The following is a 12,768-nucleotide window of genomic DNA, read 5'->3' on the forward strand; positions in this document are numbered from 1 at the left end:
TTCGGTGCCGTGGCCGGGAACAACTTGAGTCCCGGCGCCGTTGACTAGAATGCAAGAGTGCCGCMTGGCGTTGTGCCCGTTTGCCGCCGTCGTACATCAGAGTATGGCCGCGCCGGGCACGTGAAGTTTGTTCTCAAAGGGAGTTTCGTGTCTTCAAATCCGATTCGTGTTGCAATCGTCGGCGTGGGTAACTGTGCCACTTCGCTGGTCCAGGGTGTCCAGTACTACAAGGATGCCGACCCCCAGGCCACGATTCCGGGTCTGATGCACGTGCAGTTCGGCAAGTACCACGTCAACGACGTGCAGTTCGTCGCAGCATTCGATGTCGACGGCAAGAAGGTGGGCCAGGACCTCTCCGCCGCCATCCTCGCCAGCGAAAACAACACCATCAAGATCGCCGACGTCCCGCCGACCGGCGTCACCGTTCAGCGCGGCCCGACCCTCGACGGCCTGGGCAAGTACTACCTCGAGACCATTGAGCAGTCCCCGGAGGAGCCGGTCGACGTCGTCCAGGCCCTCAAGGACGCCAAGGTCGACGTGATGGTCTGCTACCTGCCGGTCGGATCCCAGGAAGCCGCCGAGTACTACGCCCAGTGCGCGATCGACGCCGGCGTGGCCTTCGTCAACGCGCTGCCGGTGTTCATCGCCGGGACCAAGGAGTGGGCGGACAAGTTCACCGCCGCCGGCGTGCCGATCGTGGGCGACGACATCAAGAGCCAGATCGGTGCCACCATCACGCACCGCGTTATGGCCAAGCTCTTCGAAGACCGCGGCGTCACCCTGGACCGCACGTACCAGCTGAACGTCGGCGGCAACATGGACTTCAAGAACATGCTGGAGCGCGACCGCCTCGAGTCCAAGAAGATCTCCAAGACCCAGGCCGTCACGTCCAACGTGGAAGCCGAGCTCGCCGCCAAGGACGTGCACATCGGCCCGTCGGACTACGTCCAGTGGCTCGATGACCGCAAGTGGGCCTTCGTACGCCTCGAGGGCCGCAACTTCGGTGACGCCCCGGTCTCGCTCGAATACAAGCTGGAGGTCTGGGACTCGCCCAACTCCGCCGGCGTGATCATCGATGCCGTCCGCGCCGCCAAGATCGGCCTGGACCGCGGCATCGGCGGCCCGCTGCTCTCGGCGTCGAGCTACTTCATGAAGTCCCCGCCGGAGCAGTTCAACGACGACCTCGCCCGCGAAAAGGTCGAGGCCTTCATCCGCGGCGACCTGGAGCGCTAAGCCCCGCACCGTACACCGCAACGCGGGGTCACTTACAGCCCAACATCCCCCTTGGGATGGGCCGTAAGTGACCCCGCGTTGCTGTTTAAAACAGGCCGACGGGGTTGCCGTTGGCGTCCACGTCCATCCGCATGGCCGCCGGGACCTTGGGCAGTCCGGGCATGGTCATCACCGCACCCGTGAGCGCCACGATGAAGCCCGCACCGGTCTTGGGGATCAGGTCCCGGACGTGGACGGTGAAGCCCTTCGGGGCGCCGAGCTTGGTGGCGTCGTCGCTGAAGGAGTACTGCGTCTTCGCCATGCAGACCGGCATCCCGGACCAGCCGTTCTTCTCGATCTCCGCGAGCCGCTTGAGCGCCGGGACGGAGAAGTCGACGCCGTCGGCCCCGTAGATTTCCTGCACGATGGTGCGGATCTTGTCCTCCACCGACATCGCCAGCGGGTACAGGTGGCGGAAGCCGTGCGGGGCGTCGATGGCGGCGGCAACCTTTGCGGCAAGCTCGTCGCCGCCGTCGCCCCCTCCGCCGCGGCCCCAGACGTCGGCCACGGCCGCCTGAACGCCCTCCGCGGCGCACCAGTCCAGCAGCCAGTCGAGCTCCTCCTGGCTATCGGTGCCGAACTTGTTGATCGCCACCACCGGGGTGATGCCGAACTTCTCCACGTTGCGCACGTGCCGCTGCAGGTTGGCGACGCCGGCGGCCAGCGCCTCGACGTTGGGCTCCTTGAGCTGGTCCTTGGCGACGCCGCCGTGCATCTTGAGCGCGCGGATGGTGGCCACCACCACGACGGCGGACGGGGCGACGTCGGCCATCCTCGCTTTGATGTCCATGTACTTCTCGGCACCCAGGTCGGCGCCGAAGCCGGCCTCGGTGATGACGACGTCGGCCAGGGAACGCGCCGTCTGGGTGGCGATCAGCGAGTTGCAGCCGTGCGCGATGTTGGCGAAGGGCCCGCCGTGCACCAGGGCCGGGGTGCCCGCGATGGTCTGCACCAGGTTCGGTTTGATCGCGTCCTTGAGCAGCATGGTCAGGGCACCCTGGACGCCGAGGTCCGCGACCGTGACCGGCTCGCGGTCGTAGGTGTAGCCGAAGGTGATCCGGCCCAGCCGGGCGCGCAGGTCGTCCAGGTCCGTGGCCAGGCAGAACACGGCCATGATCTCCGAGGCGACCGTGATGTCGAAGCCGTCCTGCCGCGGCACGCCCTGGGTGGGACCGCCCAGGCCGATCACGACCTCGCGCAGCGCCCGGTCGTTCATGTCCAGCACCCGCTTGAACGTCATCCGGCGCGGATCGATGTTCAGCGCGTTGCCCTGGTAGATGTGGTTGTCCACCAGAGCCATCAGGGCGTTGTTCGCCGAGGTGATCGCGTGGAAGTCGCCGGTGAAGTGCAGGTTGATCTCGTCCATCGGCAGGACCTGGGAGTAGCCGCCGCCGGTCGCGCCGCCCTTCATGCCCAGGATCGGCCCCAGCGAAGGCTCGCGCAGGGCGATCATCACCCGGTGCCCGGCGCGGGCCAGGGAGTCGGCGAGGCCCACGGTGGTGGTGGATTTCCCCTCGCCGGCCGGCGTGGGGGACATCGCCGAGACCAGCACCACCTTGCCCGGCGCGTGCGCACCGTCCCGGGCCAGCTTGGCCGGATCGATCTTCGCCTTGTAGCGGCCGTAGAATTCCAGCGCCTCCGGGTTGATCCCGGCCGCGGCAGCCACGTCCTCGATCGGCCGCATGGTGGCCCGCTGCGCAATCTCCAGGTCGCTCAGGACCGGCGCTGCGGCCGGCGAACCCGGTGCCGCCGTCCCGGCCGGCGCTTCGGTAGCTGCTGCGGTTTCCGTGGTGTTCTCAGACATCGTTGCCCTTCAGCTCGTGGCTTCGGGTCGCTCCGGCCGGCGGTTCCGGCCAGGCGCCCGGTGTGGTTCCCTCAGGGCGTGTGGCCCACCGGGATGCTCCGTGTTCCAAAATACTGGAGCAATGCGGACTGGTAGCTCTCCAGCGTAATCGCGGCGGTGCGCTGCCAGCCGAAGCCCTGGGCATGCACCGACGCCGCGCGGCCCATGTCCTCCCGGGTGGCAGGGTCGTCGTGCAGTGCCTCCAGGGCATCGGCCCAGTCCGCGGCCTTGTGCCCTTCCACCAGCAGCCCGGTCCGGCCGTCGAAGATCGCCCGCGACAGCCCGCCCACCTTCGTGGCGACCACGGGCGTTCCGCAGGCCTGGGCCTCCAGCGCGACGAGGCCGAACGACTCGCTGTAAGAAGGCATCACCACGACGTCGGCCGAACGGTACCAGCCTGCCAGTTTGGGCGCGCTGACCGGCGGATGGTGCGTGACGACGTCGTCCATCCCGGCGGCGGTGATCAGGGCCTTGAGGTCGAAGTCCTTCGCACCGCTCACCGCACCGAGGATGGTCAGCTGCAGGTCGATGTCCGGGCGGCGCGCACGCAGCAGCGCGGCCGCCTTGATCAGGATCTGCGGGCCCTTGAGCCGCTGGATCCGCCCGGCGAAGAGCAGGTGGAAGCGGCCCGGCGGGACCCCGTGCTGGCTGCGGGCACGGCTCCGGAAGGCAGGCGTGAAGACGGAGAGGTCCACGCCCGGGGGCGCCACGTCGATCCGGTCGGGGTCGGCGTCGTAATGCGAAACCAGCTCGGCGGCCTCGGCGCCGGTGTTGGCGATCAGCCGGGTGGCGCCGTCGACGATCCGGTGTTCACCATCCTCGCGCCGGCGCGGCTCGGGCTGCTCGCCGGATTCCAGCAGCAGGTTCTTGACCTTGGCCATGGTGTGCATGGTGTGCACCAGCGGCACCCCCCACAGCTCCGAGAGTTCGAGGCCCGCGACGCCGGAAACCCAGTAGTGCGAATGGATGACGTCGTAGCGGCCATGCGGCTGCAGCTGCTTGATCCGGTCGATTTCGGCCACCATGCTGTGCAGCAGCGCCGGCAGTTCCTCCTTGGGAAGTTTCCGCGGCGGCCCGGCGAGCACGTTGTGCACGCAGACTCCCGGGGTGGGGTGTTCGACGGCGGCCTGGCCGGCCGCGTTGGACCGCGTGAAAATCTCCACCTCGACGCCGGTCTCCGCGAGGGCGGCGGCGAGGGCCCGGATGTACACGTTCATGCCGCCGGCGTCCCCGGACCCGGGCTGCTCCATCGGCGAGGTGTGCAGGGAGAGGAAGGCGACACGGCGGACCAGCGGCATCCTCTTCCTTCCCTTCGCGTGACGTGGATTCGGTAAAACATTACTCCTGAACGCCGGGCCGGTTCGCGGGCGGCTGCCTGCTGCTAGCGTGGCGGCTGTGAGCGCAAACGCAAAAGACCGGCCGGCCACGGCGTCGTGGGAGATCCGCGAGGCCACCGCGCAGGACTGGGCCGCCATCTGGGAGATCCTGGAGCCTGTGATCCGTGCCGGGGAGACGTTTACCTGGGACCGCGACACCACGGAGGACCAGGCCCGCGCCAAGTGGTTCAAAACCGTCCCGGGCAGGACCTTCGTCGCCGTCGGAACTGGCCGGTTCGACGGCGTCGTACTGGGCGCCGGCGAGCTGCACGCGAACCAGGGCGGCGGCGGCAGCCACGTCGCCAACGCCGGCTACATGGTCCGCGCCGGTTACGGCGGCCAGGGAGTGGCCCGGGCGTTGTGCGCCTACTCGCTGGACGCCGCCCGCGCCGCGGGCTTCCGCGCCATGCAGTTCAACGCCGTGGTGGAAAGCAACGTCCCGGCCGTCGCCGCCTGGCAAGCCATGGGCTTCGAGATCCTCGCCACCATCCCGGAAGCCTTCCGGCACCCGCAGCTGGGCTACGTGGGACTCCACGTGATGTACCGCAAGCTATAGCTGCCTTCGCCGGATTCAACCCAAGACATTTTCTGCCGGCCCGAATAGGCTGGCCCTCTGGGGGCCGAGCGAGGGAGGCCTGAATGCCCGGAAGTGGCGATCCGCAACTGCCGCACCAGGAACGGCGCAGCCCTGAACGGGGTGCACGACGGCGCCGCTTGCCTGGGTGGGTTCCGGCCGTCCTGCTGCTGGTGGTTCCGTTGCTGGTCATGGCCGGGTGCACGCTGGCCCGGAACAACGACAGAAGCTCCTCGGCGGAGAATTCGCGGGGCTTCGTCACCGCCTCGGGCCGCGGCCTCGTCCTCAACGGCGAGCCCACCCGGCTGAAAGCGGTGAATTTCTCCAACTTCTACCATCGAAACCTGAACGGGGCCGAGCTTCCTAATTCGCAGCACCATGCGGGGGACGACTTCGCCCGGGCGAAAGAAATTGGCTTCAACAGCATCCGCTTCGCCTTCGACGGGGACTGGTATGTCGACTCCCCGCAGGTCTTCTGGCAGTGGCTGGACCAAAACGTGGCCTGGGCGCGGGAACACGGGATGCGCCTGATCCTGGATCTGCACACCCCGATCGGCGGATTCTGGCTGGACCCCACCAGCGACGCCGTCAGTTTCGACATCTGGTCCAACCCCCGGCTGCAGCAGCAGAACGCGGACCTGTGGCGCGATATCGCAGCCCGTTACAAGGATGAAACAGCCATCGCAGCCTACGACCTGCTCAATGAGCCGGTGACGACTGACGCGACCGGGGAACAATGGAAAGTGCTGGCCCGGCAGTTGGTCGCCGCAGTCCGGTCCGAGGACCAGAACCACCTTCTGGTTGTGGGCGGGATCTATGGGGTCAACGGCAGCTACGGCATCTCCGGGGTCGACCAGCATTTCCTTGTTGATGACGACAACGTGGTTTACGACTTCCACTTCTACGAGCCCATCAAATACACCCACCAGTATGCGTCCTGGGTCGAGGGCCCGGTTCAGGACGGCGGCCGCTATCCCGACCCCGACACCATTCTCCCGACCGGTCAGCGGGTCCTGCTGCCGGAAAGCCGCATCGCAACCAAGTCCTTGCCGCCCGGCACCTCAGGCTGGGCGGCGTATGACAGCGGCATCGTAACTATCGAGGACAGCAGCGCGGTGGCGGCTGCACCCATGGTCACTGCGCAGGGCGGCATGCGCGGAACGGCCGGCTTCGATGCAATCAGGGTGACCGAATACGGCCCCGACGGGACCGAACTCCGGCAAGTCATCAACGATCCCCTGGACCGCGACTCGACGTTGGACTGGCATCAATGGCAGTACGGGGACACGGCGGCGCCGCCGAAGTTCGCGCGGGAGAAGACCGGGCACCAGGACAGCGGCAGCCTCTCCATCAGCAATGCCGTCGACGCCACGGCAATCGCAGGGTGGAGCAACGACGCCCACCTGTTCAAGGTCGTGCCGGGTAACAAGTACCGCATCCAGGGCCACATGCGGGGGCAGAGCATTGCGGCCTCGGCCGGTTCGGCACCCCGGATCGGGCTCCAGCTCGACGTCTACGCACAGTCGCCCGGAACACCCGGAAACGGCTTCCTGGCACGCGACAAAGGCTATTTGGCACATGAGTTGGGGAAGCGACTCAAGTTCGGCATCGATAACAACGTGCCGATGTCGGTCATGGAGTTCGGCCTGGTCCGGCAAGCATTTGAGATGGAGGGCAAGGGCGGCAGCCAGTGGGCCACCGACATGCTTGATCTCCTGGCGGAGAACGAGCTCAGCTTCGCGTACTGGGAATACCACGGGACCCAGATGGGGCTCTACCTCAGCGGCACCGGCCAGCCGGGCGAACCCAACAAGGCGCTACAGGAGACCCTCGCCCGCGGACTGCGTTGAGCGGACTGCGCTGAGTGGCCCGCGTTGAGCGGCGGACTCGGCTAGGAGTCACCGGAACTGCGGACGTCGCTGCGCCAGAGCTGCAACAGGCCCGGGAACGCGGCCTCGTAACCGGCGAGCAGCTTCGCCGCGAGCTCGTCCGAGTCGACCAGCGGATGCCGGGCGAACGCGGCGAGGGCGGCCCCACGCCGCAGGCTGCCGGGTCCCGGCCCGGTGGCCTGGACCACGAGCCGTTCCACCTCCTTGATCCGCAGCATCAGCGCGAGCTGCGCTTCCGACGGGCGTTCCTGTGGGAGCGGCACCACTCCGTCGGCGTCCACCCGGCAGGGGACCTCCACGACGGCGTCCGCCGGCAGCCCCGGGATCGCGGCAGCCCGTGCACCGTCCGGGCCGGGTAGCGCGTTGGGGGTATTCAGCACCAGTTCGGCCCCGCCGCCACCGGAGAGGGCGCGCATCACCGCCAGCGCGACGCGCTCATAGCCGCCGCCGGCCAGGTCCTCCTCGTCCCGGTGCTCGCCAGCGGATCGGGCCTCGGCCAGGTAGCCCTCCTCGCGGGACCGGCGGGCGGCATCCCAGAGCCCGTAGGCCTCCGCACCGGCGGACGCGAGCCGCGGATACAGCTCGGACTGCTGCCGGTGGATGGACTCGCCGCGGGTCTGGGCAGCGGCCCGCATGGCGGCCAGGGCGCGGGCGGTCTCGTAGTAGTAGAACAGGTACTCGTTCGGCAGGCAGCCGAGGCCAGCCAGAAAGGGTTGGGGGAAGAGCCGGCCCTCCTCGAAACCTGCCAGGGTCCCGGCGTCGGCGAGCAGGGCGGGGAGGACATCCCTGCCGCCGGACTCCAGCCGGTACAGCCAGCCCAGGTGGTTGAGCCCGTAGTAGCCGACGCCGTCGAGCCTGCCCTCGGGCAGCACGACGCCGGCGGCCCGCGCCGCGCGGTGCACCAGTCCGCCGGCCGAATCGCAGATACCCACCACCCGGCGGCCCAGCACCGGGACCAGGGCCTCGGTCACCATGCCAGCCGGATTCGTGAAGTTGACCAGCCACGCCCCGGGGCAGAAACGTTTCATCGCCTGCGCCAGGGCCAACATCGGCGGGATGGTGCGCAGGGCGTAGGAGATGCCGCCGGCGCCGGTGGTCTCCTGGCCTAACACGCCCAGCTCCTGCGCCACGCGCTCGTCGGCCGTGCGGCCGGCTGTGCCGCCGGGGCGGATGGCGGCGAAGACCATGTCTGTGCCGGACAGGGCCTCGGCCAGCGACGTGGTGGTGCGGAACGGCGGCCCGCCGCCTTGTTCCCTGCCCGGTTCCCTGCCCGGTTCCCGGCCCGGTTCCCTGCCCGGCAGGGCGGCCAGCACCGCTTTGATGGCGGCCAGCCGGCCGGCGTCGACGTCGTACAGCACCAGCTCCCGGACCAGCCCGGCAAAGGGACCGGCGGAGAGCGCCCGGTAGACCAGCGGCACCCGGAATCCGCCGCCGCCAGCAATCATGAGCCGCATGGCTGCAGTCTATTCCGCGCCGCGCTGATGGGCCCGGAACGTCGTCTTTCGCCGGTTACCTGGACGGCGTAGTGTGCCGTGTATGGACGCGATTCCAGCGCCGCGCTTCGACCCGCTCGCCGCCGTCCGTACCCCGGCGGCGGGAAGCTTCGACGTGCTCCTGACCGGCACCGTATTCCAGGACATCATTTTCACCGGGCTGCCGCACGCACCCCGGCCCGGCACGGAAATCTGGAGCGACGGGATGGGCAGCTGTCCCGGCGGGGTGGCGAACCAGGCCATCGCCGCGGCACGGCTGGGGCTGAGGACCGGGCTGGCCGCAGCGTTTGGCGACGACGGCTACGGCGACTACAACTGGAAGATCCTCGACCGGCAGGAACACGTGGACCTGTCGCTGTCGCGGCGCGTTCCCGGCTGGCACTCGCCGGTCACCGTGTCGCTGAGTGTCGAGAAGGACCGGTCCATGGTGACCCACGGCCACCCGGCGCCGGTAACCTCAAGCGAACTGATCGGCTGCCCGCCGCCCGCGCTCGCCGCCGTCGCCGAGCTAGGCGAGGAGCTGGAACCGTGGGCCGTCGACGCTCACCGGGCCGGTGTGCGTCTCTTCGGCGACGTCGGCTGGGATCCCACCGGGACGTGGGCGCAGGCGCGACTGGACAACCTGAAATACTTCCACGCCTTCATGCCGAACCAGCAGGAGGCCATGGCGTTCACCGGCAAGGACAACCCGTGGGCCGCGCTCTACGCGCTCGCGGACAGGGTCCCAGTGGCCGTGGTGACCCTGGGGCCGCAGGGATCCATGGCGGTGGACTCCGAGACCGGTGAGGAGGAGTGGGTGCCGTCGCTGCCCGTGGCGGCCTTCGACCCCACCGGGGCCGGGGACTGCTTCGGGGCCGCGTTCATCGTCGGCTGCCTGGCCGGCTGGCCGCTGGGGGACCGGCTCCGGTTCGCCAACCTGTGCGCGGCCCTGGCCGTGCAGCAGGTGGGCGGCTCGCTGGCCGCTCCCGGCTGGGGCGACCTCGCCGACTGGTGGCAGCGGGCCAATGCCCGCAAGGAGCGGCAGGGCAGTCAATGGCTGCGCCGCTACCGTTTCCTGGAAGAAATCGTCCGCGACGTGCCGCCGGAGGCGCAGCGGCGGGCGACGGCGACGATCGCGCACCTCTCCGACGCGTAGCCCTTGGGGTGGCGGGCGGCTGGGGAGCGGGTGCAGGCCCGCAGGCCGAGGGACATGCCCCGCGTACGGCCCGTGGGCTGGACATATTCCGCATATGCCCACTCGTGGCTGCGAGGAGTGGGCATGTCCCAAAGCCAGGGATGGATCCGTGAATGGTTCGGGGGCGCCGCGCGGTGCGGGCCGAGGGACATGCCCCGCGCCCGGGCCGTGGACTGGACATAGTCCGCATATGCCCGCCCTTGGCCGCGGGGAGTGGGCATGTCCCAAAGCCAGGGATGAATCCGTGAATGGTTCGGGGGCGCCGCGGGCTGCGGGCCGAGGGACATGCCCTGCGTACGGCCCGTGGACTGGACATATTCCGCATATGCCCACTCGTAGCTGCGAGGAGTGGGCATGTCCCGACGCCAGGAATGGATCCGTGAATGGTTTGGGATGCCGCGGGGTGCGGGCCGAGGGACATGCCCTGCGCCCGGGCCGTGGACTGGACATAGTCCGCATATGCCCAGTCGCGGCTGCGAGGAGTGGGCATGTCCCGAAGCCAAGGATGGGCATGTCCCAAAGTGCGGGGCGCCAGCGGAATTCAGCAGGATCTGCGGCCACCCGTAGAATCGTAAAGTGATATACCCAGCAGCAACAGGTGATTTCCGGCCGGTGGCGGAAGCAGGTCCGGACCACGTCGAGGAGCGCTCGGCCGTCATCGACCTCGAGGCGATACGGCACAACGTCCGGCGGCTGGCCAAGGTGGCTTCGCCGGCGAAGGTGATGGCCGTCGTCAAGGCCGACGCATACGGCCACGGGGCCATCCCGGTGGCCCGCGCCGCGCTCAGCGCCGGGGCCAGTTGGCTAGGCGTCGCGCATATCTCCGAGGCGCTTGCCCTGCGCGCCGCCGGGATCGAGGCCCCCCTGCTGGCCTGGCTGCACACCCCCGAGAGCAACTTTGCCGCCGCCGTCGCTGCCGGGATCGACATCGGCTGCTCCGGCTGGGAGCTGGGCCGGATCGTAACCGCAGCCCGCGAGCAGGAGCGCCCAGCCAGGATTCACCTGAAGGTGGACACCGGGCTCGGCCGCAACGGCGCCACCCTGGAGTCCTGGGACACCCTGCTCGGCGAAGCGATGGACTACCAGGACCAGGGCCTGCTGCGGGTCGTGGGCATCTTCTCCCACCTTGCCGTGGCCGACGAACCCGAGCGCCCCGAAACCGACGAGCAACTTGCCGCCTTCCGCGATGTCCTGGCGATGGCCCAGGACGCCGGCGTCGATCCCGAGGTCCGCCACCTCGCGAACACCCCGGCGACGCTGTCCCGCCCGGACACGCACTTCGACCTCGTCCGGGTGGGCCTCGGCATCTACGGGCTCTCACCGTTCGAGGGCCAGACTTCCGCGGAGATCGGGCTGCGCCCGGCAATGACAGTCCGCACCGTCGTCTCGCACTGCAAGGACGTGCCCGCCGGCCAGGGTGTCTCCTACGGACTGAACTACCGCACCGGGGGCGCCAGCACGCTGGGCCTCGTCCCGCTGGGATACGCCGACGGCGTTCCGCGCGTCGCCACCGGAGGTCCGATCAGGGTGGCCGGAATCAGCTACCCCGTGGTGGGCCGCATCGCGATGGACCAGATGGTGATCGACCTCGGCCCGCTCCACGTCTCCGCCGGCGGTCCCAGCCTGCTGGGTGCCGAAGCCGTGATGTTCGGAAACGGTGCCGACGGCGGTCCCACCGCCGAGGACTGGGCCAGGGCAGCCGGCACCAACAACTACGAGATCGTCACCCGCATCAGCCCGCGGGTGCCGCGCCGCTACATCAACGAAGAGCCCGCACCGGGCGACGGGGCCGCGCAGTGAGCCACCCGGCCTGGCAGCGGACCCTGGAAGTGGGGACCGCGGAGCAGACACATGCCCTCGCGGCCGGCCTTGGCGCCGAGTTGCAGGCGGGCGACCTGCTAGTGCTCAGCGGCGAGCTTGGCGCCGGGAAGACCACCTTCACGCAGGGGCTCGGCGAGGGCCTTGGCGTCCGCGCCGGAATCATCTCTCCCACGTTCGTGCTGGTGCGGATCCACCCCAACCTTCCGGACGGACCCCGTCCCGGCGGCCCGGACCTGGTCCACGTCGACGCGTACCGGCTCGCCTCTGCTTCCGAAATCGACGACATCGACCTGGAAAACACCATGGACAGTGCAGTGACCGTCGTGGAGTGGGGCCGCGGCCGGGTGGAGCACCTGAGCGAGAGCCGGCTGGAGGTTGAGCTGCAACGCCGGCTGGGCGGCACAGCCCAGCCCAGCGGCACAGCCCCGCCCAGCGGCACAGCCCCGTCCGGCCCCGCCCAGCCCAGCGGCACCGACGTGCTGGATTTCGACACCGACGACGCCGACGAGCCCAGGACCGTGGTCTTCCGCGGCTTTGGGCCGCGCTGGGCCGAACCGCCCGCCGCCCTTGCCGGAATCCCTGACCTGCCCGCGACCACGGAAACGGACTGAAGATGCTGATCCTCGCCATCGATACCTCGGCCGTTGCCAGCGCGGCGCTCGTTTCCGATGATTCCCTGGAATCTGTCGTCGGCAGCTTCGCCACCGCGGACACCCGCAGCCATGCCGAGGTGTTGGCCCCGGGCATCAAGCAGCTGCTCGCCGCCGCGGGTCTCAGCGGCGCCGACGTCGACGTCATTGTCACCGGGGTGGGACCGGGTCCATTCACGGGCCTCCGCTCCGGCATCGTCACCGCCCGCAGCCTGGCTTTCGTCTGGCAAAAGCCCCTCTACGGGCTCATGAGCCTGGATGCCATTGCCCTGGAGGTAGCGGAGTCCACGGAAGCGGCCCCGGAGTTCATTGTGGCCACCGACGCGCGGCGCAAGGAGGTCTACTGGGCCCGCTACGCGCTGGCCGGGAGCCAGCTGCCGCAGCTGCTGGACGGGCCGCATGTGGGCTTCGCCGCCGATCTGCCGGACCTTCCGGTCTACGGCGCGGGCGCGGGCCTGTACCCGGACGTCCTCAATGCCGTCCCCGAGTTCGCCGCGCGGCAGCCCGAGGCGCTTTCGCTGGGCCAGTTCGCGCTGGCGCGGCTCGCCGCCGGCGAGCAGCTCCTGGACACCACCCCGTTGTACCTGCGGGAATCGGACGCGCAGGTCCCGGGCCCGCGGAAGCGCGCCCTGTGAACGCCCCGGATACGCCGCGCGGACCGTCCCCGGCAGGTGTG

Annotated in this window: 10 protein-coding genes; 7 read left to right on the forward strand and 3 right to left on the reverse strand. The window is 69.3% G+C overall.

Annotation, left to right across the window (positions count from 1 at the left end; translation table 11 throughout):
* Window positions 1–147: 147 nt before the first annotated feature.
* Window positions 148–1,233: an inositol-3-phosphate synthase gene (locus AC1DGE_RS11555; protein ID WP_476892132.1), complete on the forward strand. Its 1,086-nt coding sequence runs from the start codon at window positions 148–150 to the stop codon at window positions 1,231–1,233.
* Between the two features lie 85 nt (window positions 1,234–1,318).
* Here AC1DGE_RS11555 and AC1DGE_RS11560 read toward each other — a convergent pair whose 3' ends face one another.
* On the reverse strand, window positions 1,319–3,076 hold the full coding sequence (locus AC1DGE_RS11560; RefSeq protein ID WP_476917486.1) for a formate--tetrahydrofolate ligase: 1,758 nt from the start codon (window positions 3,074–3,076) through the stop codon (window positions 1,319–1,321).
* Window positions 3,077–3,147: 71 nt separating this feature from the next.
* Window positions 3,148–4,413, reverse strand: coding sequence for a D-inositol-3-phosphate glycosyltransferase (mshA, locus tag AC1DGE_RS11565; RefSeq protein WP_476892134.1), 1,266 nt, complete (start codon window positions 4,411–4,413; stop codon window positions 3,148–3,150).
* Between the two features lie 97 nt (window positions 4,414–4,510).
* On the opposite strand from mshA, the gene AC1DGE_RS11570 reads away from it, so the two are divergent.
* A complete protein-coding gene (locus tag AC1DGE_RS11570) occupies window positions 4,511–5,047 on the forward strand; it encodes an N-acetyltransferase family protein (RefSeq protein ID WP_476908473.1) in 537 nt (178 codons plus the stop codon).
* 83 nt (window positions 5,048–5,130) lie between these two features.
* The gene (locus tag AC1DGE_RS11575) at window positions 5,131–6,915 is read left to right on the forward strand and encodes a glycoside hydrolase family 5 protein (RefSeq protein ID WP_476917487.1); all 1,785 of its coding nucleotides are present in this window, start codon (window positions 5,131–5,133) and stop codon (window positions 6,913–6,915) included.
* 41 nt (window positions 6,916–6,956) lie between these two features.
* On the opposite strand, the gene AC1DGE_RS11580 is transcribed toward AC1DGE_RS11575, so the two are convergent.
* Window positions 6,957–8,408, reverse strand: coding sequence for a family 4 glycosyl hydrolase (locus AC1DGE_RS11580; RefSeq protein WP_476917488.1), 1,452 nt, complete (start codon window positions 8,406–8,408; stop codon window positions 6,957–6,959).
* An 82-nt stretch (window positions 8,409–8,490) separates the two neighbouring features.
* On the opposite strand from AC1DGE_RS11580, the gene AC1DGE_RS11585 reads away from it, so the two are divergent.
* The 4 genes from AC1DGE_RS11585 (at window position 8,491) to tsaB (ending at window position 12,727) form a co-directional block, all read left to right on the forward strand.
* Window positions 8,491–9,582: a carbohydrate kinase family protein gene (locus tag AC1DGE_RS11585; RefSeq protein WP_441417081.1), complete on the forward strand. Its 1,092-nt coding sequence runs from the start codon at window positions 8,491–8,493 to the stop codon at window positions 9,580–9,582.
* Window positions 9,583–10,197: 615 nt separating this feature from the next.
* Window positions 10,198–11,421, forward strand: coding sequence for an alanine racemase (gene alr / locus AC1DGE_RS11590; protein ID WP_476917489.1), 1,224 nt, complete (start codon window positions 10,198–10,200; stop codon window positions 11,419–11,421).
* Window positions 11,418–12,053 carry a tRNA (adenosine(37)-N6)-threonylcarbamoyltransferase complex ATPase subunit type 1 TsaE gene (gene tsaE / locus AC1DGE_RS11595; protein WP_476917490.1) on the forward strand — a complete coding sequence of 212 codons (636 nt, stop codon included), beginning with the start codon at window positions 11,418–11,420 and terminating at the stop codon, window positions 12,051–12,053. The genes alr and tsaE overlap by 4 nt, the downstream gene beginning before the upstream one ends.
* A 2-nt stretch (window positions 12,054–12,055) precedes the next feature.
* A complete protein-coding gene (tsaB, locus tag AC1DGE_RS11600; RefSeq protein ID WP_476892139.1) occupies window positions 12,056–12,727 on the forward strand; it encodes a tRNA (adenosine(37)-N6)-threonylcarbamoyltransferase complex dimerization subunit type 1 TsaB in 672 nt (223 codons plus the stop codon).
* Window positions 12,728–12,768: the final 41 nt, after the last annotated feature.

This window comes from Arthrobacter sp. 05N425 (assembly GCF_056397125.1).